The 20,996-nt window shown below is 61.5% G+C and carries 20 protein-coding genes; 14 read left to right on the top strand and 6 right to left on the bottom strand.

The features are described 5' to 3' along the window. Window positions 1-152 precede the first annotated feature (152 nt). From C4J83_RS05285 to dacB, 6 genes are all read left to right on the top strand, one after another. Window positions 153-788, top strand: a complete 636-nt coding sequence (locus C4J83_RS05285; RefSeq protein ID WP_106579504.1) for a response regulator — start codon at window positions 153-155, stop codon at window positions 786-788. Window positions 789-879: 91 nt separating this feature from the next. Beyond that, window positions 880-1,350 (top strand): nuclear transport factor 2 family protein, encoded by a 471-nt coding sequence (locus tag C4J83_RS05290; protein WP_124416492.1) that lies wholly within the window; start codon window positions 880-882, stop codon window positions 1,348-1,350. 36 nt (window positions 1,351-1,386) lie between these two features. Then, the gene (locus C4J83_RS05295; protein WP_124416493.1) at window positions 1,387-1,662 is read left to right on the top strand and encodes a GIY-YIG nuclease family protein; all 276 of its coding nucleotides are present in this window, start codon (window positions 1,387-1,389) and stop codon (window positions 1,660-1,662) included. 76 nt (window positions 1,663-1,738) lie between these two features. Then, entirely contained in the window at window positions 1,739-2,674 is a 936-nt protein-coding gene (locus C4J83_RS05300) for a glutathione S-transferase family protein (RefSeq protein WP_124416494.1), read from the top strand. Between the two features lie 109 nt (window positions 2,675-2,783). Beyond that, a complete protein-coding gene (locus tag C4J83_RS05305; protein WP_124416495.1) occupies window positions 2,784-5,204 on the top strand; it encodes a TonB-dependent siderophore receptor in 2,421 nt (806 codons plus the stop codon). Window positions 5,205-5,503: 299 nt separating this feature from the next. Next, window positions 5,504-6,961: a D-alanyl-D-alanine carboxypeptidase/D-alanyl-D-alanine endopeptidase gene (gene dacB / locus C4J83_RS05310; RefSeq protein WP_124416496.1), complete on the top strand. Its 1,458-nt coding sequence runs from the start codon at window positions 5,504-5,506 to the stop codon at window positions 6,959-6,961. Between the two features lies 1 nt (window position 6,962). On the opposite strand, the gene C4J83_RS05315 is transcribed toward dacB, so the two are convergent. Then, window positions 6,963-7,742 (bottom strand): IclR family transcriptional regulator, encoded by a 780-nt coding sequence (locus tag C4J83_RS05315; protein WP_106579499.1) that lies wholly within the window; start codon window positions 7,740-7,742, stop codon window positions 6,963-6,965. A 121-nt stretch (window positions 7,743-7,863) separates the two neighbouring features. On the opposite strand from C4J83_RS05315, the gene hmgA reads away from it, so the two are divergent. From hmgA to C4J83_RS05335, 4 genes are all read left to right on the top strand, one after another. Next, a complete protein-coding gene (gene hmgA, locus C4J83_RS05320) occupies window positions 7,864-9,147 on the top strand; it encodes a homogentisate 1,2-dioxygenase (RefSeq protein WP_119738481.1) in 1,284 nt (427 codons plus the stop codon). Window positions 9,148-9,150: 3 nt separating this feature from the next. After that, the gene (gene fahA, locus C4J83_RS05325) at window positions 9,151-10,437 is read left to right on the top strand and encodes a fumarylacetoacetase (protein ID WP_124416497.1); all 1,287 of its coding nucleotides are present in this window, start codon (window positions 9,151-9,153) and stop codon (window positions 10,435-10,437) included. A gap of 12 nt (window positions 10,438-10,449) precedes the next feature. After that, window positions 10,450-11,094: a maleylacetoacetate isomerase gene (gene maiA / locus C4J83_RS05330; RefSeq protein WP_124416498.1), complete on the top strand. Its 645-nt coding sequence runs from the start codon at window positions 10,450-10,452 to the stop codon at window positions 11,092-11,094. Window positions 11,095-11,230: 136 nt separating this feature from the next. After that, a complete protein-coding gene (locus C4J83_RS05335; RefSeq protein WP_124416499.1) occupies window positions 11,231-12,601 on the top strand; it encodes an MFS transporter in 1,371 nt (456 codons plus the stop codon). A 214-nt stretch (window positions 12,602-12,815) separates the two neighbouring features. Here C4J83_RS05335 and C4J83_RS05340 read toward each other — a convergent pair whose 3' ends face one another. Beyond that, window positions 12,816-13,619 (bottom strand): SirB1 family protein, encoded by an 804-nt coding sequence (locus C4J83_RS05340; protein ID WP_124416500.1) that lies wholly within the window; start codon window positions 13,617-13,619, stop codon window positions 12,816-12,818. 186 nt (window positions 13,620-13,805) lie between these two features. Here C4J83_RS05340 and C4J83_RS05345 point away from each other — a divergent pair, with 186 nt between their 5' ends. Then, window positions 13,806-14,825 carry a Glu/Leu/Phe/Val dehydrogenase family protein gene (locus C4J83_RS05345; RefSeq protein ID WP_106579493.1) on the top strand — a complete coding sequence of 340 codons (1,020 nt, stop codon included), beginning with the start codon at window positions 13,806-13,808 and terminating at the stop codon, window positions 14,823-14,825. A 54-nt stretch (window positions 14,826-14,879) separates the two neighbouring features. Here C4J83_RS05345 and C4J83_RS05350 read toward each other — a convergent pair whose 3' ends face one another. Further along, window positions 14,880-15,140, bottom strand: a complete 261-nt coding sequence (locus tag C4J83_RS05350) for a YebG family protein (protein ID WP_016974596.1) — start codon at window positions 15,138-15,140, stop codon at window positions 14,880-14,882. A 302-nt stretch (window positions 15,141-15,442) separates the two neighbouring features. Here C4J83_RS05350 and C4J83_RS05355 point away from each other — a divergent pair, with 302 nt between their 5' ends. Further along, a complete protein-coding gene (locus tag C4J83_RS05355; RefSeq protein WP_124416501.1) occupies window positions 15,443-15,931 on the top strand; it encodes a phosphate-starvation-inducible protein PsiE in 489 nt (162 codons plus the stop codon). On the opposite strand, the gene C4J83_RS05360 is transcribed toward C4J83_RS05355, so the two are convergent. The 3 genes from C4J83_RS05360 to C4J83_RS05370 form a co-directional block, all read right to left on the bottom strand. Beyond that, a complete protein-coding gene (locus C4J83_RS05360) occupies window positions 15,928-16,242 on the bottom strand; it encodes a DUF3509 domain-containing protein (protein ID WP_106579491.1) in 315 nt (104 codons plus the stop codon). The genes C4J83_RS05355 and C4J83_RS05360 overlap by 4 nt on opposite strands. Window positions 16,243-16,540: 298 nt before the next feature. Further along, on the bottom strand, window positions 16,541-17,833 hold the full coding sequence (locus C4J83_RS05365; RefSeq protein ID WP_124416502.1) for a serine/threonine transporter: 1,293 nt from the start codon (window positions 17,831-17,833) through the stop codon (window positions 16,541-16,543). Window positions 17,834-17,895: 62 nt separating this feature from the next. Then, complete coding sequence (locus C4J83_RS05370; protein ID WP_124416503.1) at window positions 17,896-19,272, bottom strand: L-serine ammonia-lyase; 1,377 nt, start codon at window positions 19,270-19,272, stop codon at window positions 17,896-17,898. Window positions 19,273-19,409: 137 nt separating this feature from the next. Here C4J83_RS05370 and C4J83_RS05375 point away from each other — a divergent pair, with 137 nt between their 5' ends. Together C4J83_RS05375 and C4J83_RS05380 are read left to right on the top strand one after the other, a co-directional pair. Continuing rightward, window positions 19,410-20,357, top strand: a complete 948-nt coding sequence (locus tag C4J83_RS05375) for a LysR substrate-binding domain-containing protein (RefSeq protein ID WP_106579488.1) — start codon at window positions 19,410-19,412, stop codon at window positions 20,355-20,357. Between the two features lie 213 nt (window positions 20,358-20,570). Further along, window positions 20,571-20,981 carry an HPF/RaiA family ribosome-associated protein gene (locus C4J83_RS05380; protein ID WP_106579487.1) on the top strand — a complete coding sequence of 137 codons (411 nt, stop codon included), beginning with the start codon at window positions 20,571-20,573 and terminating at the stop codon, window positions 20,979-20,981. Window positions 20,982-20,996 lie beyond the last annotated feature (15 nt).

Below are 20,996 nucleotides of genomic sequence, written 5' to 3' on the forward strand. Positions count from 1 at the left end.
CTTTCTGACGGCCTGCTCTGTTTGTTTTGTAGGTATAAATCTCGGTAGCCAAGAATGCTGCACGGGCTGCCCTGGCTGCTTTTCTTGGCGGTTGTTGCCGGCCACATCCGGCGCTATTTTGCGTAGGTCAAGTTGCCATCATGGTGGGTCTCATGCTTCGCGTAATAATTGCTGACGATCATCCGATTGTGCGTATCGGCCAAAAAGTCGTGATCGAGGCCAGTGGAAAGTGCAAGGTGGTCGGCGAGGCCGATGGCCCCGATCAACTGCTGGCGGTGCTCGACAGCACGCCGTGTGACCTGCTGGTGACCGACTTTGCCATGCCGGGCAATCAGCAGGCTGATGGGTACGGCCTGTTGAGCCTGATGCAACGTCAATACCCGCGATTGCCTGTGATTCTGGTGACCATGTTCGCCAACATCGCCACGCTGCGCGCTTCCTTCGCACAGGGCGCGCGGGCCATCGTGGCCAAGAGTGCCTCGGCCAGGGAGTTGCCCCAGGCCATCAAGGCGGTGAGCGAAGGCCATACCTTCGTCAGCGAAAGCCTGCGGGTGCAGTTGGTGGAAGCTGGCCCCGGCGACCAGCAAGCCGTGCCGCAGTTGTCCGGCAAAGAACGCGAGGTGGTGCGCATGCTCGCCAGCGGTATGACCGTCAGCCAGATTGCCGCCCGGGTCAATCGCAGCATCTCGACCATCAGCAAACAAAAAAGCACGGCCATGAGCCGGTTGTGCATCTCCACCGACGTGGATTTGTTCGCCTATGCCCGCAGCAGTGGCATGGTGCCGTAAGCGTGGTCATTTGCGCGGCGAATGTCGGTAGCCTTACCGGCGCTGGCGGCTTATCGTGCGCCTACCTTTTCGACGCCTGCGGAGCCTGCCCATGAGTGATGCCCACAACGCCCTGATCACCGAGTTCTACAGTGCCTTCCAGCGCCTGGATGCCGAAGCCATGGCCGCCTACTACACCGACGATGTGGTGTTCAGCGACCCCGCGTTCGGCGAGCTGCGTGGCCGTGACGCAGGTGACATGTGGCGCATGCTCACCACCCGCGCGAAGAATTTTTCCCTGACCTTCGACCATGTGCGCAGCGATGAAACCACCGGCAGCGCGCATTGGGTGGCGACGTACCTGTTCAGCGCCACCGGCAACACGGTAGTCAACGACATTGGCGCGCGGTTTGTGTTTCGCGATGGCAGGATCTGCGAGCACCACGATCACTTCGACCTGTGGCGCTGGTCGCGCCAGGCGCTGGGCCTCAAGGGGTTGTTGCTGGGTTGGTCGCCTGCGTTGAAAAACGCCGTGCGCGCCCAGGCGCTTAAAGGCCTGAAGGCATTTCAGGCCGGTCGTTGATAAGATTGGCGCTCCTCTGGTTTGCCGAATTGCCCTGTGACTGAATCGACTGAACTCAAACCCTGGTTCGTGTACCTGGTGCGCGCCGCCAATGGCTCGCTGTATTGCGGCATCAGCAATGACCCGGTGCGCCGATTTGCTTCTCACCAAAGCGGCAAGGGCGCGCGGTTCTTTTTGTCCAGCCCTGCGGTGGCGTTGGTGTACACCGAGCAATGCGCGAGCAAGGGCGAGGCGCTGCGCCAGGAGCGGCTGATCAAAAAGCTCAAGAAGAGTGCCAAGGAGTGCCTGGCGGCGAGCGGTTCATTGATTTGACTGATGGGTTCCCATCGCCCGCACGTGGGGTGTTGCAGGCTAAGCTAGCGGCTCACTTACTTGAGCGGAGCCTGGCATGTCTGAGTTGATCCTGCACCACTACCCGCAATCCCCCTTTGCTGAAAAAGCCCGCCTGATGCTGGGCTTCAAGGGCTTGTCCTGGCGCTCGGTGTTTATCTCGCCGGTGATGCCCAAGCCTGACCTCACGGCCCTCACCGGCGGTTATCGCAAGACGCCGGTGCTGCAAGTCGGCGCCGATATCTACTGCGACACTGCCTTAATCGCCCACCGCCTGGAGCAGGAAAAGTCCGCGCCGGCGCTGTTTCCCCAAGGCCTGGAGCTGGTCACGCAAAGCGTCGCCGCGTGGGCCGATTCGTTGGTGTTCTCGCATGCCGTTGCGCTGGTGTTCCAGCCCGAATCCCTGGCCGTCAAGTTCGCCAAGGTACCGCCGCAGATGCTTGACGTGCTGGTGGCGGACCGCGCCAAACTGTTCAGCGGCGGCACTGCGACCCGCGTGCAATTGGATCGGGCCAAGCACCAATGGCCGACGATCATCAGCCGCATCGATCAGCAATTGCAGCACCAGGCAGGGGATTTCCTGTTCGGCGAGCCGTCGATTGCCGACTTCGCCCTGGCGCATCCGTTGTGGTTCCTCAAGGGCTCCACGGTGACGGCGCCGCTGGTGGATGCCTATCCCGCCGTCGCTGCCTGGCTGGACCGTGTACTGAGCTTTGGCCATGGCACCGCCAGCGAGATGAGCGCCGAACAGGCCTTGGACGTGGCGCGTAACGCAACACCTGCGGCCTTGCCGGATGAACTGTTCGAGGACTTGAACGGCTTCAAGCCTGGCCAGCAGGTGACCATTTGCGCCACCGATTACGGCACCGACCTGGTGGCCGGCGAGTTGCTGTTCGCCGGGCGTGAGGAATTGATCCTGCGGCGTACCGACGAACGCGGCGGCACCGTGCATGTGCATTTCCCACGGTTGGGGTTTCGCATTCAGGCGCAGTAAACCAAATTATTTTCAAAATAACGTGAGGTAAATCCACCGCCCATCCGTGTAGTGCTTGAAACTGCGATCTATTCGCATTAACAGCGTTTTCTACACGGGTTCTCAGAGCATGAAATCGACGGCGGGCGGTTGGGTAAAACAGTGGCTGGGAGCCTCGGTACTGGCGGTGTCGGGGCTGGCGTTGCTGCCCCTGGCCGTCGCGCAGGCGCAGGAGCAGCAAAGCGCCCAGTTCAATTTTGCGCTGGCAGCCAAGCCACTGCCTCAGGCCCTGAGTGATTTCAGCCGCGTCACCGGAATCAGCGTGATCTATACCGATGAAGCGCCCTACGGTCTCAGCGCCCCTGCCGTCAGCGGGCAGATGAGCGCGACCCAGGCCCTGCAACGCCTGCTCGGCCACTCAGGCTTTACCTTCCGCCAGATCGACGCCCGCACCTTGGCCCTTGAACCTGTGCCCACCGACGGCGCGGTCAACCTCGGCGCCACCACCATCAGCGGCGCCGGCCAGGCCCAGGACAGCACCAGTTACCAGCCGCCACCCACCAGTTCGGTGATGCGCTCCCATGGCCTGTTGCTGGAAACCCCGCAAACCGTCAACGTGGTGCCCGCCCAGGCGCTGCGCGACCAGACCCCGCGTAACCTGGACGACGCTCTCGCCAATATCAGCGGCATCACCCAGGCCAACACCTTGGCCAGTACCCAGGACGCGGTGATGCTGCGCGGGTTTGGCGATAACCGTAATGGCTCGATCATGCAAGACGGCATGCCCGTGGTGCAGGGGCGTGCGCTGAACTCCACCGCTGAGCGCGTTGAAGTGCTCAAGGGGCCATCTTCATTGTTGTACGGTATTCAGGACCCGGGCGGCGTGGTCAATATCGTCAGCAAAAAGCCGGAACTGACCCAATCCACCTCCCTGACCGCCCGTGGCTCGACCTTCGGCGATGGCAAGAACGGCAGTGGCGGTAACCTCGATACCACCGGCCCGATTGGCGACAGCGGCCTGGCGTACCGACTGATCGTCGACCATGAAGACGAAGATTACTGGCGCAATTTCGGCACCCACCGCGAGACGCTGGTGGCGCCGTCCCTGGCCTGGTACGGCGACACCACCAAAGTGGTCTTCGCCTACGAGCACCGCGAATTCCTCTCGCCGTTCGACCGGGGCACCGCCATCGACCCCAAGACCAATCACCCGCTGAACATCCCCACGACCCGTCGCCTGGATGAGCCGTTCAACACTATGGAAGGCCGCTCCGACCTGTATCGCCTGGAAGTCGACCACGACTTGAACGACGACTGGAAGGCGCACTTCGGCTACAGCTGGAATCGCGAGACCTATGACGCCAGCCAGGTGCGCACGGTTTCGGTTAATCCCAATGGCACCCTGACCCGCAGCATGGACGGCACACGGGGTGCGCTGACCACCGATCGCTTCGCCACGATGAGCCTGGAAGGCAGCGTCAACGTCGGTGGCATGCAGCATGACCTGGTGTTCGGCCTGGACGATGAGTACCGCAAGATCTACCGCGCCGACTTGATCCGCCAGGCGCAACGCAGCGCCTTCAGCTACCTCGATCCGGTCTACGGCAAGGACGTGCAAGGCACCACCGTCAGTGCCAAGGACAGCGCCCAGACGGACCTGCTGCGCAGCGACTCACTATTTTTCCAGGACGCCATTCACCTGACCGATCAGTGGATCCTGGTGGGCGGTGTGCGCTATCAGATGTACGACCAGTACGCCGGCAAGGGTGTGCCATTCACGGCCAACACCAACGGCAATGGCCAGGCGTGGGTGCCGCGCGCCGGCCTGGTGTACCGCTACACGGATGAGTTGTCGTTCTACGGCAGCTATACCGAGTCGTTCAAACCCAACTCCACCATCGCCGCCTTGGCTGACGGCAGCACCTTGACCGGCGACCTCACGCCTGAGGAATCCAAGTCGTGGGAACTGGGGGCCAAGCTCGACATCCCAGGGCGTATTACCGCCAGCGCGGCGTTGTTCAATATCGATAAACGCAACGTGCTGGTCTCGGTGGGATCAGGGGCCAACACCGTTTACAGCATTGCCGGTCAGGTGCACTCCCGTGGCCTGGAACTGGACGCCACCGGCCAGTTGACCGACCAATGGAGCGTGATCGGCAGCTACGCCTACACCGATGCACTCGACACCAAGGACAAAGACCCGACGCTTGAGGGCAACCGCCTGCAAAACGTGGCCAAGCACACGGGCTCGCTGTCGGCGGTCTACGATTTCGGCACTATTTTTGGTGGTGATCAGCTGCGGTTGGGCGCAGGTGCCCGCTATGTCGGCGAGCGTGCAGGCGATGCCGCCAACGATTTCAACCTGCCGGGCTACACCGTTGCCGACGCGTTTGCCACCTACGACACCAAGATCGAAGGCCAGAAGGTCAAGTTCCAGCTCAATGTGAAGAACCTGTTCGACCGCACGTACTACACCTCGGCCGCGAGCCGGGTGTTTGTGTCGCTCGGCGATGCGCGGCAGGTGTCGGTGTCCAGCACGCTGCAGTTTTAACGTGCCAGGCGGGCATTCAGTCGCGGGCGGGCTGCTGTGGCGAGCGGGCTTGCCCCGCGTAGGGCTGCGAAGCAGCCCCAAAACCAAGCACTGCGGTGTGCCAGGAAATACGCGGTGGCCTTGCCAGGGGCCGCTTAGCAGCCCATCGCGGGGCAAGCCCGCTCGCCACAACAAGCCCGCTCGCCACAACAAACCCGGTGGCCGCAGCAAGCCCACTGGCCACGACAGCCCCGCTCGCCACAACGGCATTGAGCTGGTAGCGTTGCCGCCACTGAAAACTTCGCGGGAAAACGCTACTGATGCACTTGGGCAGATGGATACACACCAGCGCGATGCTGGTTGGCTTGAGCTTCTTGCTGGGCGGCTGCGCGAGCGTTTCGCAGACCTCCACCCAGGCGACCCTGAACCAACTGCTGGCCGACCCGGCGCTGCACGGCGCCACGGTTTCGCTGACGGTGCGTGACGCGCGCAGTGGCGCCACGCTTTATCAGCACAACCCGCGCACGCGTCTGGTCCCCGCGTCCAATCTCAAGCTGCTGACCACGGCGGCGGCGATGGACGTGCTGGGCCCGCAATACCGGTTCTCCACGCAACTGCTGAGCAACGGCATAGGCCAGGGCGATCGCCTGACTGGCAATCTGTACCTGCGTGGCCTCGGCGACCCGACGATCCAATTCGCCGACTACCAGGCCCTGGCCGCGCAGTTGGCCAGCCAGGGCGTGCGTCAGGTCCAGGGCGAACTGGTGTTTGACGACACCTGGTTTGACGCCGAGCGGCTCGGTGTCGATTGGTCCCACGATGATGAGACCACCTACTATGGCGCGCAGATTTCGGCGCTGACCGTGTCACCCAATGCGGATTTTGATGCGGGCAGCGTACTGGTCACGGCCAAGGCACCGGCGCGTGTCGGCCAACCGGTGAGTGTCGAGATCTTTCCGCCCACCGACTACCTGCAATTGAGCAACCGCGCCGTCAGTGGGCCGGGCAATACGTATGGCATCAACCGCCGCCATGGCACCAATCTTCTGCAGCTCAGCGGCGCGGTGGCGCCGGGCAGGCAGAGCCCGCAGCTGGTCAGTGTATGGGAGCCGACGCAACTGGTGGCCAACCTGTTTGAACACGCATTGGCGCAGCAGGGCATCACGGTGCTCGGGCGGCGGGTGATGGGCGGTGCAAGCCCGGTTGCGGCGACCGTGCTGGCCGAGCATCAATCGGCGCCGTTACAGGAATTGATCACGCCGCTGCTCAAACTCTCGAACAACAACATGTCCGAAGCCTTGCTCAAGGCCATGGGCCGTCAGACCGCCAATAGCGGCACGGCGGCGGCGGGTGTGGTGGCTGTCGCCGGTTTCCTCAAGCGCCAGGGCCTGGACACCACGGCGCTGCGCCAGGTCGACGGCTCCGGGCTGTCACGGCAGAACCTGGTGTCGTCGCAAACCCTCACCGACCTGCTGCTGGCCGCGCGCAAACAGCCGTGGTTCAACGCCTGGTACAACGCGCTGCCGATTGCCGGCAACACTGACCGCATGACCGGCGGCAGCCTGAGCTATCGCCTGCGCGGCACGCCTGCTGAAAACAACCTGCATGCCAAAACCGGCTCCATGGGCGGCGTCTCGTCATTAAGCGGCTACCTCAACGACGCCCATGGGCGCATGTTGGTGTTCTCGATGCTGAGCAATAACTACGTGGTGGCCGGTGCGCAGGTCAAGGCGCTGGAGAACCGCGTGGCCGTGGCCCTGTCACGCTGGGACGATTGATTCAGGGCTGATAGCCCATCCGCCAACTCACCGCCCGGGTCGCCGCCAGCAAGCGCTGCGCCGCCGGGCCATCTTCATCGGCGTGGAACAGTGAGGTCGGGCCGACCACGGTCATCACCGCCGCCACCTGGCCGACCGCGTTGAACACCGGTGCCGACAACGCGTCGACGCCGGGCATCAGCAAACCGTGCACAAAGTGCAGGCCACGGCTGCGGATCTGCTCGCACGCGGTGGCGTAAGCCTGATCGTCCGCCAACGCATGGGCGATACCCGCCTGGATCTCGCGCTCGCGCAATTCCACGGTTTCCCTCGATGGCAGGTAAGCGCTGAACACCAGCCCGGTGGACGAGCTGAGCAGCGGCAACACCGAACCCAGCTGCGTCACCACCGTGATCGCGCGCACAGCCGGCTCGATGTGCACGACAGTCGCGCCCTGGTTGCCCCACACCGCCAGAAAGCAGGTTTCATTCAATTCATCGCGCAGTTCGGCCAGGGGCAGGGCGCCGACTTTCAGCACATCCATGCTGCCCAGCGCGGCCAGCCCCACGCGCAACGCCTCGCGACCCAGGCCGTAATGGTTGGTGGCGGTGTTCTGTTCAGCAAAACCCGAGGCGATCAGCGCCTGTAAATAGCGGTGAACCTTGCTCGCCGGCATCTGCACATGCTCGGCCAGGCGCGACAGCGACGTGGCCGGCGACAGTTCGGCGAGGGCCTTGAGAATATCGGTGCCCACTTCGGCCGAGCGGACTTTCTGTTTACCGGTGTCGCGGGGCTTTTCCATGGAGGAGCGAGAATCCGAGAGGGGGAATGGGCGTCTTTATAGCTTGACGGTCGACAGTGATCAAATTACGTTATGCGTAACTGGATTACGATAAAAACAACTTCCGCTCAGAGGATGCTCCATGAACCTCGAATACCAATCGGGCTTTGGCAATCAATTCGCCAGCGAAGCCCTGCCTGGCGCGCTGCCCATTGGCCAGAACTCCCCGCAAAAAGCCCCGTACGGCCTGTACACCGAACTGTTCTCCGGCACAGCCTTTACCATGGCGCGCAGCGAAGCCCGCCGCACCTGGCTGTACCGCATTCAGCCGTCGGCCAATCACCCGGCGTTCGTCAAGCTTGAGCGGCAGTTGGCCGGTGGGCCGTTGGGCGCAGTGACGCCCAACCGCTTGCGCTGGAACCCTCTGGATATTCCGAGTGAGCCCACCGATTTCATCGACGGCCTGGTGGGCATGGTCGCCAACGCCGGGTCGCAACAGCCATCTGGCATCAGCATCTACACCTACCGCGCCAATCGCTCGATGGAGCGCGTGTTCTTCAACGCCGACGGTGAACTGTTGATCGTCCCCGAGCAGGGTCGCCTGCGCATCGCCACCGAGTTGGGCGTGCTGGACGTGGAGCCGCTGGAAATTGTCGTACTGCCGCGGGGCCTGAAATTTCGCGTCGAACTGCTGGACGCGCACGCACGCGGCTACATCGCGGAAAACCACGGCGCGCCGCTGCGCCTGCCCGACCTTGGCCCGATTGGCAGCAACGGCCTGGCCAACCCGCGTGACTTCCTCACACCGGTTGCCCACTACGAAGACCTCAAAAAGCCGACAACGCTGGTGCAGAAATTTCTCGGCGAGCTGTGGGGCTGCGAACTCGATCACTCACCGCTCAACGTGGTCGCCTGGCACGGCAATAACGTGCCGTACAAATACGACCTGCGCCGTTTCAACACCATTGGTACCGTGAGCTTCGATCATCCGGATCCGTCGATTTTTACCGTATTGACCTCGCCTACCAGCGTGCACGGCCTGGCCAACCTCGACTTCGTCATCTTCCCGCCGCGCTGGATGGTGGCCGAGAACACCTTCCGGCCGCCGTGGTTCCACCGCAACCTGATGAACGAATACATGGGCCTGATCCAGGGCGCCTACGACGCCAAGGCCGAAGGCTTCCTGCCCGGCGGCGCCTCGCTGCACAGCTGCATGAGCGCGCACGGCCCGGACGGTGAAACCTGCACCAAGGCGATCAATGTCGAGCTGGCGCCGCACAAGATTGATAACACCATGGCCTTCATGTTCGAGACCAGCCAAGTGCTGCGCCCCACACAGTTCGCCCTGGAATGCCCGCAACTGCAACCCGCTTACGACGCGTGCTGGGCCTCACTGCCTGCCACCTTCAACCCGAACCGGAGATAACCCATGACTCAACCAACCCTAGCCCGCAGTTGGGTGGCCTCCGCCAACGGTCACCAGGACTTTCCCCTGCAGAACCTGCCGCTGGGCGTGTTCAGTATCAATGGCTCGGCACCGCGCAGCGGCGTGGCGATTGGCGACTGCATTCTCGACCTGCACGCGGCCCTGGATGAGTTTGACGGCGAAGCCCGCCGCGCGGTCGAGGCGACTGTCGGCGGCCAGTTGAATGCGTTCTTCGAGCTTGGCCGTGGCCCGCGTTTGGCCTTGCGCGAACGCCTGCTGGAGCTGCTTGCCGAAGGCAGCAAACTGCAAACCCGTGAGGCGCAGGTGCTGCACTTCGCCGCTGATTGCCAGATGCACTTGCCGGCAAAAATCAATGATTACACCGACTTTTACGTCGGCATCGAACACGCGCAGAACGTTGGCAAATTATTCCGTCCCGACAACCCTCTGCTGCCCAACTATAAATACGTGCCGATCGGTTATCACGGCCGTGCCTCCACCATTCGCCCGTCGGGCACCGAGGTGCGTCGGCCTAAAGGCCAGACGCTGCCGGCCGGCCAAACCGAGCCAACGTTTGGCCCTTGCGCGCGCCTGGATTACGAACTGGAACTGGGCATCTGGATCGGCCAGGGCAATGCCATGGGCGACGCGATCGCGATTGGCGATGCGGCCGAGCACATCGCTGGTTTCTGCCTGCTCAATGACTGGTCGGCGCGCGATATCCAGGCCTGGGAATACCAGCCGCTGGGGCCTTTCCTGTCGAAAAGTTTCATCACCAGCATTTCGCCCTGGGTGGTGACGGCCGAAGCCTTGGAGCCGTTCCGCAAAGACCAACCGGCACGCCCCGAGGGCGATCCGCAACCGCTGCCGTACCTGCTGGATAAGCGTGACCAGGCCGCAGGCGGTTTCGACATCGAACTGGAAGTGCTGCTGACCACCGCCGCGATGCGTGAGCAAAACCTGCCGGCCCATCGCCTGACCCTGAGCAACACCCAGCACATGTACTGGACTGTGGCGCAAATGGTTGCGCACCACAGCGTCAACGGCTGCCAATTGCAGGCCGGTGATCTGTTTGGTTCGGGCACATTGTCTGGCCCGCAGCCGGGGCAGTTCGGCAGCCTGCTGGAGATTACCGAAGGCGGTAAAAAGCCGATTGAACTGGCCTCGGGCGAGGTCCGTAAGTTTCTCGAAGACGGCGACGAAATCATCCTGCGCGCGCGTTGCAGCCGCGAAGGGTTTGCCTCCATCGGGTTCGGCGAGTGCCGTGGCACCGTCGTCGCGGCGCGTTAAGAGGGCAGGGCGATGGAACTCTACACTTATTACCGCTCCACTTCGTCATACCGCGTGCGGATCGCCCTGGCGCTCAAGGGGCTGGACGTCACCGCGGTGCCGGTCAATTTGCTGGTGCCGCCGGGCGGTGCCAATCGCCAGCCGGACTACCTGGCGATCAACCCGCAGGGCCGCGTGCCGGCGTTGCGCACGGACGAAGGCGAACTGTTGATTCAGTCGCCGGCAATCTTCGAGTACCTGGAGGAGCGTTATCCACAGGCGCCGCTGCTTTCCAAAGACCTGGCGACGCGCGCCCATGAGCGCGCAGTGGCGTCTATCATCGGCTGTGATATTCACCCGCTGCACAACTCCAGTACCCAGAACCTATTGCGCAAGTGGGGGCACGATGAAGCGCAATTGCTGGAGTGGATCGGGCATTGGATCAGCCAGGGCCTGGGCGCGGTGGAGCAGTTGATTGGGGATAAAGGGTTTTGTTTTGGCGAGCAGCCGGGGATGGCGGATGCGTTTTTGATTCCGCAGTTGTATGCGGCGGAGCGCTTCAAAGTGCCGCTGGCGGCGTACCCACGCATTGCGCGCGTGGCGGCGTTGGCAGCGCAACATCCGGCATTTGTGCAGGCGCACCCGGCTAACCAACCCGATACCCCGGACACACCCTAAATCAATGGGGGAGCGGGCTTGCCTGCGATAGCACAGTGTCAGCCAGTGATGGCGCACATGACAGGCCGTCATCGCAGGCAAGCCAGCGCCCCCAGTTGATCAGCGTCACCCTCATAAAAATAATAGGTACCTTGCGATGCACAATCAGATTGCCAGCTTTCGTGCGGCACTCGACGCCCGTCCGGTGTCGCGCTATCAGTGGTTGATCCTCGTGTTGCTGGCGTTGCTGCTGGTCACCGATGGCTACGATGCCCAGGTACTGGGTTATGTGGTGCCGGCATTGGCCAAGGATTGGGGCCTGGAAAAAGCCGCATTCGGCCCGGTGTTCAGCGCCAACCTGCTGGGCCTGACGCTCGGCTCGCTGCTGGTGACGCCATTGGCCGACCGCTTCGGCGTGCGCCGCATCCTGCTCGGCTGCGTGCTGATCTACGCCACTCTCACGGTGCTGATGGTGTTTGCCAATTCCCTGACCACATTGATGGCCGCGCGGTTTATCTGCGGCATCGGCATGGGCGGCGCGATGCCGAGTGCCATGGCGCTGATGTCGGACTATTCGCCCCCGCGGATGCGCACCTTGATGGTGACGCTGGCCGCGTGTGGCTTTTCGTTTGGCGGCGCAGCCGGCGGTTTTGTCGCCGCCGGGTTTATCGAAGGCTACGGCTGGCAGGCGGTGTTCCTGGCGGGCGGCGTGACGCCGTTGCTGCTGTTTCCTTTCCTGATGTGGCTGTTGCCGGAATCCCTGCCGCGGCTGTTACGCGATGCACCGCCGTATGCGCGCTTGCGTACAGTCACCGCGCGCATGCTGCCGGGTTGGCAACCGCCGCTGACGAGTGAAGCTGAAAACCTTCAGGAGCAGGGCAGCAAACTGACGGTGGTGGAGTTGTTTCGCAAGGGTTACGCGCGCCCGACTGTGCTGATCTGGGCAACCTTTTTCGTCAGCCTGATCCTGCTGTATTTCATGATCAGTTGGCTGCCGTCGTTGTTGCTGGAAAGCGGCCTGCCATTGAAGGAAGCCAATCTGGTGACCTCGATGTTCCTGTTTGCCGGCACCTTGGGTGCCATCGGCATGGCCTGGTTTGCCGATCGCTTGAAAAGCAAAGTGCGGCTGTTGTCCGGCGTGTTGGCCGCCGCTGCGGTGTGCACCATTCTGCTCGGCTTGAATCACGATAACCCGCGTTATCTGGTGGCCTGTGTGTTTGCGGCCGGGTTCTGCATCATCGGTGGGCAACTGACCCTCAATGCCTTCGCCAGCAATTTCTACCCGGCACACGTGCGCGCCACGGGCACCGGCTGGGCTTTAGGCGTCGGGCGATTCGGGTCAATCCTGGGGCCGCTGTTTGGCAGCATGCTGTTGGCCATGCATATACCGGTGCAGCAGATTTTCTTCTTCTGCGCGATTCCGGCGGTGATCGCAGCGCTGTTGATCATTCAGGTGCGTTCGCCTGGATCAGTTGCGGCGAAGGGGCCGTTCCACAGCGATATTCTCAAAGCACCGGCCAAGCACTGATGGTGTTGGCTGGGTAGATGTTGTGATGGCTGTTGTGGCGAGCGGGCTTGCCCCGCGTTGGGCTGCGAAGCGGCCCCAAAAACCTGCCACCTCGGTTTGTCTGGAGAGATGCGGTGACTATATTGATTGGGGATTGGGGATTGGGGCTGCTGCGCGGCCCAACGCGGGGCAAGCCCGCTCGCCACGACCAGCCATATAAGCCGCAATCACCAGTTCAATGCACCACTGAATTGGGCGGCAAGTGCCCCAGCCGCTCGGTCAGGCGCAGGCGCTGGATCGGGTCTTCGCTGAGCAACAACGCGTGCTCCAGGTCGAAGCGCTCGGCGCTGGGGCAATCCAGGCGCTGGTACAGGCTGGCCCGAGCCAGGTAATCGGCGGCGCTGGCGTTGCCCAATTCCAGCACGCGCTCGGCGTCGATCAAGGCGGCCAGCGGGTTGTCGTTGGAGAGGTGCAGTTGGCGCAGGTTGCGTGACAACCGTTGCAGGATCGAGCGCGGCTCGGCGGTGAGCAAGTGGTCGGCCTGTAACTTGAGGTTCGGGCCGTACTGGCGGTGCAGCAACTCACGGCAATCATTGGGGTACAGACGCCGCCCGCCGCAGGGGTCCAGCAGGTGATCGGCACCGGGCACGCGCAGCAGGAAATGCCCCGGAAAATTCACACCGACCATCGGAATGTCCAGGCGCCGGGCCATCTCCAGCGCAATCAGGCCCATCGCCAACGGCTGCCCGCGTTTACGTTGCAGCACCTTGTCGAGAAGGGCAGCGGCGGGGCGCAGTGGGGTGAAGTCATCCTGAGCGAAGCCCAGGTCATTCAGGCGCCGCAGCAGCGGTTGGCCGAGTTCATCCGCCGGCAACAAGGGCATGCCCACGCTGACCTGTTGTTGCAGCACGGTCAGCTCTTGCAGGATCAACAGCGGCTGTACGGCCGGGTCGTGCTCGGCAGCAATCCACAGCGCGGCTTCAAACAGCGCTGGGGGTGAACGGTCCAGGCAGGCGAAAAAAGCTGTGCGGGGATTCATTGCGTTCTCCGGCGGATGCCCCCGTTTTAGCCTTGCTGTGAATTTTCGTCCAGTGATTAAGAAATATCCGGCCTGCTTATGTCGCGGGGTCTGTGAATTGGGTCGGCTTATTCCAGCGCGCTTCGGCAGTTTCCTACCGTCAGCCTATACTTGGGCCTCTACCAGAAGTGATTCGGGAGCTTGACGATGTTTGCTCTCATGCACAGCACCCGCCTTGAATCGCTGCACCTGAGCGTCGATCCGGTGACCGGGCTGAAGGCGGTCATAGCCATTCACAACAGCCGCCTGGGCCCCGCTTTGGGCGGTTGTCGCTACCTTTCTTACCCCGACGATGAAAGTGCCGTGGCTGATGCCGCGCGCCTGGCTCAAGGCATGAGCTACAAGGCTGCCCTGGCCGGTTTGCCGGTGGGCGGCGGCACGGCGGTCATCATCCGCCCCGTACACGTGGAAAGCCGCGCAGCGCTGTTCGAAGCGTTTGGCCGTTGCATCGAAAAGCTCGACGGCCGCTTCATCACTTCCATCGACAGCGGCACCTCGGTAGCAGACATGGATTGCATCGCCCAGCACACCCGCTTCGTCACCAGCACCACTGCCGCGGGCGACCCGGCGCCGCATGCGGCCATGGGCGTGTTCACCGGCATCCGCGCTGCCGCCATGGCCCGACTGGGCAGCGACAACCTTGAAGGTTTGCGCGTGGCCGTCCAGGGCCTGGGCAATGTGGGTTATGCACTGGCCGAGCAACTGCATGCGGCCGGCGCCGAACTGCTGGTCAGCGACATCGATAATGGCAAGGTGCAACTGGCCATGGAGCAGCTCGGCGCGCACCCCATCGCCAATGACGCTTTGCTGAGCACGCCCTGCGACATTCTTGCGCCTTGCGGCGTCGGCGCCGTGTTCAATCGACACAGTGTCGGCCAGTTACGCTGCGCCGCCGTGGCGGGTTCGGCCAGCGCGCAACTCACCACCCTGGACATCGCCGACCAGTTGGAAGGGCGCGGCATCCTTTACGCGCCGGACTATGTGATCAATTCCGGCGGCCTGATCTACGTCGCCCTTAAACATAGCGGCGCCGAGCTGCCGAGCATCACCGCGCACCTGGCGAACATCGGCACGCGCCTGACGGAAATCTTCGCCCACGCCCAAGCCGAAAAACGCTCGCCCGCCCGGGTGGCAGATGAGCTGGCCGAACGCTTGCTCTACCCATAATCGGGCATTAAAAAGGCCCTGAATCAATGATTCAGGGCCTGTTCAATTCGGGCTTTATTCCGCCGTTGGGTTCAGCAACTCGGACAATGCGTCCGGTTGGCTCTTGAACGCCTTGGCAAATACATCGCGATTCTTCGCCATGTAGATCCCGGCTTCTTCCACCTGCTGCTCGCTCAGGGACGGCACGGCTTTTTGCAACACTTCTGCCAGCAACTCAGCGAGTTCAAGCATTTTGTCATGACGGTCAGCTTCGGCTTTATCCATGAACAAACGCTCCAGATCTCGGCTGCTGCGGTATACCACTTCGACGGCCATTCACCACCTCACATGCCTTCACGATAGTTGTCTTTTGCGACTACTGTATTTATATACAGCGAAAAGGGTAAGCCAAACCACGGGGTTTGGGTAGCAGTTTTTTAATGTAGTCGGGAAATAGGCATTGAGCACTGCCGCGAGGTGCACGTAGTCGAGGCTGGCGCCTTACCTGTGACGACCTTGTGTCTCATATCACGCGGCCACCATCTCAACTCCTACTGTCTGGCCTTTTTTCTGCATGCAGAACAACCGTCACGTCCAAATCGCATTATCCGGTCGAGCCGACCTAAGGAAGCATCATCGTGAAAATCAACTGGGCCGAAAAACTGCGCCAGAACGTCCATGGGCTGGCTGAGTCGCTGGGTAATTTGTTTGTCGAGACATTCCACTACCTGGCGCTGTTCGCCATTGGTGCGGTGACCGCGTGGGCGGCGGTGATGGAGTTTCTGGGGATGCTGGAAACCGGGCACATCAAGATCGATGACATTTTGCTGCTGTTCATCTATCTGGAATTGGGTGCGATGGTGGGGATTTATTTCAAGACCAACCACATGCCGGTGCGCTTCCTGATCTACGTGGCAATCACCGCGCTGACGCGCCTGCTGATCTCCAACGTCTCCCACCACAACCCGCCGGACATCGGCATCATCTACCTGTGCGGCGGGATTTTGCTGTTGGCATTCTCGATCCTGGTGGTGCGCTACGCCTCGTCGGCATTTCCTTCGGTGAAAGTCGAAGGCCCGCGTCGCAGAGGCGAGGCGAGCCTGGAAACCGAGAAGGGCGAGCTTTAAAGCCCGACGCTGAAGGGCAGGGCGCGAGCGGGCGGTTGCTGCAGCAGTTTATGGTCGCCGTCCGTCATCACCGTCAGAATCTCCATGGCACTGTGGCCCTGCTCGATGGCGATGCCGAACTGAATGCTTTGCACCAGCCGTTTGAGCCGTTGCGGGTCGTTGCGCTGTTCGGCGCTGATCATGCGTTTGGCGACCACGCCATCCTCGTTCGAGAGGGTGAGCATGATGCTGCCATCCAGCCGTTGGATGCTCAGGTTGACGCGGTATTTGGGCGTAAAGGTGTCGGTGATGATCTGAAAAGGATTGTCCATGGTGCGTTACCGCCTGATAAGAACATGCAGTCATTGACGACCGGTGTCTGGATTAGTTCGCGTTGCCTGACCACCGGCCACTCCGTCGCTGAGGTTTTCACAAGGTCCGTTTTCCTCAATAGCTGTACAGCAAGGGCCGTGCCGTATAGCGCCCAGAGCCAGTGAAATCTCAATGTGGGAGCGGGCTTGCTCGCGAATGCGGTCCTGCAGCCAAGTATCTATTGGCTGATACACCGCATTCGCGAGCAAGCCCGCTCCCACATTTGTTTTGCGTGGTTCTTGAGGTCAGTGCTTTGTTTCAGGGCAACACAGAGAAAACGATCGCAGACAGCGCAATCAGCCCGATCACCACCACAAACACATTCGACACTTGGCCCGAATACTGGCGCAGAGCAGGCACGCGGCGGATCGCATACATCGGCATCAGGAACAGCAGGCACGCGATGATTGGCCCGCCCAGGGTTTCGATCATGCCCAAAATGCTTGGGTTGAACGTGGCCACGGCCCAGCAGGCGAGCACCATGAACAGCGCGGTGCAGCGTTCCAGCCCTTTGGACGACAGCGTACGGTTACGCCCGCGCAGGGATTTGACGATCAAGCCCTGGAAGCCTTCGCTGGCACCGATGTAATGGCCGAGGAATGATTTGGTGATCGCCACCAGCGCGATCAACGGCGCGGCGTAGGCGATCACCGGCGTCTGGAAATGGTTCGCCAGGTACGACAGGATCGAGATGTTCTGCGCTTTGGCAGCCGCCAGGTCAGCCGGCGACAAGGCCAGCACGCAACTGAAGCAGAAAAACATTACGGTCAGCACCATCATGCCGTGCGCAGTGGCGAGGATGCCGCTGCTCTTGCGCTCGGCCTGGGCGCCGTACACACGTTTCTGGTCGACAGCGAAGGCGGAAATGATCGGCGAATGGTTGAAGGAAAACACCATCACCGGGATCGCCAGCCATAGGGTCTTGAAGAATATCGGCAGCGGCATGCCTTCGCTGGCGGAGGCGAAGAATGCGCCGTTCCAGTTGGGGATCAGGCTCACGGCCAGCAACAGCAGGGCAGCGACGAAGGGGTACACCAGCACGCTCATGGCTTTGACGATCACGCCTTGGCCGCAGCGCACAATGGCCATCAGGCCGAGGATCAGCACCAGCGAGAGGATCGCCCGAGGCGGCGGGGCCATGTGCAGCTGGTGTTCCATGAAGCTGCTCAGGGTGTTGGTCAGCGCCACGCTGTACACCAGCAAAATCGGGAAGATGGCGAAGAAGTACAGCAAGGTGATCAGCTTGCCGGCGCCGACGCCGAAGTGTTCCTCGACTACGTCAGTGATGTCGCCGGATTTGCCTGACAGCACAAAGCGCGTCAGCCCACGGTGAGCGAAGAAGGTCATCGGGAAAGCCAGCAGCGCCAGCACGATCAGCGGCCAGAAGCCGCCGACGCCAGCATTGATCGGCAGAAACAAGGTGCCCGCGCCGATGGCGGTGCCGTAGAGACCCAGCATCCAGGTGGTGTCGTGTTTGGTCCAGCCTTTGGTAACGGTGGTCTCTATTGCGACAGCGGGATTTTCAGCAGCAGGTGTACGTACATCGGTCATCGATATTGCCTCGTTATTATTTTTGCGCGGGCTCACGTTTAGGACGGGTTGCAGTGCTCCGATCAGCACTCCACCCAGCTGACCGCCAGGCCGCCCCGTGAAGTTTCTTTGTATTTGTCATGCATGTCGGCGCCGGTGTCGCGCATGGTGCGGATCACCCGGTCGAGGGAAATGAAGTGTTTGCCGTCACCGCGCAGGGCCATTTGCGTGGCGTTGATCGCCTTGACCGCGGCGATGGCGTTGCGCTCGATGCACGGCACTTGCACCAGGCCGCCGACCGGGTCGCAGGTCAGGCCGAGGTTGTGTTCCAGGCCGATTTCGGCGGCGTTTTCCAGCTGCTCCGGGGTGGCGCCGAGGATATCGGCCAAACCTGCAGCGGCCATCGCGCAGGCGGAACCCACTTCGCCCTGGCAGCCGACTTCGGCGCCGGAGATCGAAGCGTTTTTCTTGCAGAGGATGCCGACGGCGGCGGCAGCCAGGAAGAAATTGACTACATCGTCATCAGACGCGTCGGCGTTGAACTTCATGTAGTAATGCAGCACCGCCGGGATGATCCCCGCCGCGCCATTGGTTGGCGCAGTGACCATGCGCCCGCCAGCGGCGTTTTCTTCGTTGACGGCGAGGGCAAACAGGTTGACCCATTCCATTGCCGACAATGTTGAAGTGATGACATTCGGCTTGCCGATTTCCAACAGGCTGCGGTGCAATTTCGCCGCGCGGCGTGGCACGTCCAGGCCACCCGGCAAGATGCCTTCATCGCGCAGGCCTTGCTCCACGCATTCGCGCATGACTGACCAGATGTGCAGCAGGCCGCTGCGGATGTCCTCATCGCTGCGCCACGCGCGTTCGTTGGCCATCATCAGTTCGGAAACCCGCAGACCGTGCTTGTTGCACAAGGCCAGCAGTTCGACGGCGCTGGAAAAGTCGTAGGGCAATTCAACATCGCTGGTCGGCGCAATGCCGGAAGCGGCTTCGGCCGCTTCGATGATGAAACCACCGCCCACCGAGTAATAGGTCTGTTCGCTCAGTAGGCCGTTGTCGCCATAGGCGTGCAGGGACATGGCGTTGGGGTGGTAGGGCAGGCTTTCTTCCAGCAGCAGCAGGTCGGTGTGCCAGTTGAAGGCGATGGCCTGCTTACCTGCGAGCAGCAGTTGGCCGGTTTCGCGCAATTGCTGGATACGTGCATTGATCGAGGTGGGATCGACGTTGTCTGGCCATTCGCCCATCAGCCCCATCACACAGGCGCGGTCGGTGGCGTGGCCGACACCGGTGGCAGACAGCGAACCGTACAGGCGCACCTCGACACGGCGTGTTTGGCTCAACAATTGTTGGTCGGTGAGGGCCTGGGCAAAGGTCGCCGCCGCCCGCATCGGGCCGACGGTATGGGAGCTGGACGGGCCGATGCCCACCTTGAATAGATCGAAAACGCTGATAGCCATGCTAAAGCCTTACAAGTAATGGAGTAGGAATCGCTGCCATGTTTTGTAGGACGAGCGGAATTGGCGCGATACTGAGCCTCTGGAACGGCACTGACCAACGAATTATCCTAAGACACCCTTTAGCAGGACTAAACCCTATGACTCGGCCCCTTCATGGCCAGACGTATGTCTGGTTGCACGTTTTTTCCTGTGCTGCGCGGCATTTGTCGTTCACCCGATGCGCCGAAGAACTGCACATCACACCGGGGGCGGTGAGCCAACAGATCCGCCAGTTGGAAGAGCGTTTGGGGTTTCGTCTGTTTCACCGACGCGCGCGCGGCGTAGAGCTGAGCGCCGAGGGGCAGCGGCTGGCGGCGACGGTGGGCGAGGCCTACGGCAGCATTGATGCCGAGTTGCAGCGGCTGGACGCGGGAATGATCAGCGGCACCTTGCGCTTGCGTTCCATCCCTTCGTTTCTCGGTAAGTGGCTGACCCCGCGTTTGCCGCGTCTGCAGCAACGGTTTCCGGATATTCAACTGCGCATGGTCGCGGAAGACAGCAGCGTCGCCCTGCATGAGGGCGATTTCGACTTGGCCATCGACTTGAACGACGGCAGCTATCCCGGGCTGTTATCCACAGCCTTGCTCGATGAGCAGATTTTCCCGGTGTGCGCACCCAGCTTGCTGCGTGGGCGTCCGCCACTGCATGGCCCGGCCGACCTGGTGCATTTTCCGCTGTTGCACGACATAACCGCCTGGCGTGGGAGTTATGAATACGCTGAGTGGGAGTTTTACTTGAATGCCATCGGCTATCACCACGCCGATGTACGGCGTGGGCACACGTTCAACCGCAATCACTTGACCATCGAGGCCGCCATTGCCGGCATGGGCGTGGCGATTGCACGGCGAACCTTGCTCAATGACGAGCTGGAGCGTGGCACTTTAATCGTCCCGTTCGGCGTCGCGGTGCCGAACCATAAACGCTACGTGCTGCTGTATGCGCCGGGCGCGCTGAGCCATCCGGGCGTACGCGCGGTGCATGACTGGCTGGTGGAGGAAGCGGGGATTTTTCGCGGATTGCACCCGTTGGGAGAGGGGCAATTGTAAGGTTGGCTAAGCGTAAGAAGATGTAACTAACTCCCCACCCTAACAGCGTTTTTGCTCGTCGTCAGGCTTAATTCGTAATATGGAATTTATCTTTGCAAAGGGGTTGAATTGTTCTTCTGAGTGCTCAATTGTGTAAACAAGAGGTCATGGTTTCACCACCCCGGTGTTGCAGTTTGTGACCTCCTGCGAGCTAGCTGAAATAAGGGAAGAACTATGCAAATCCAAGTCAATAGCGATAACCATATTGAAAGCAGCATCCGACTGGAGGAGTGGGTACGTACTACCATTGAGAGCACGCTCGAACGTTACGAAGAAGACCTGACCCGCGTCGAGGTCTACCTGAAAGACGAGAATGGCGACAAGCCTGGTCCCCACGATTTGAGTTGCCGCCTGGAAGCACGGCCAAAGGGCCATCAACCACTGTCGGTATTGCACAAGGCCGACACCCTGGAACAGGCAATTGATGGCGCAGCCACCAAGCTTGAGCATGCGCTGGAGCATCTGTACGGAAAGTTACGCGGCAAACCACGCGCCGCTGGGCAAGCTCTGCCTGATACCAAGGCCGACGAGGCCGAACTCGAAGAGGAATTTCTGGAAAACGAACAGGCTGCGCTTAACGGCTGATAGCTGAGTGTTTTT

The organism is Pseudomonas sp. LBUM920, assembly GCF_003852315.1.
Lineage (GTDB): Bacteria > Pseudomonadota > Gammaproteobacteria > Pseudomonadales > Pseudomonadaceae > Aquipseudomonas.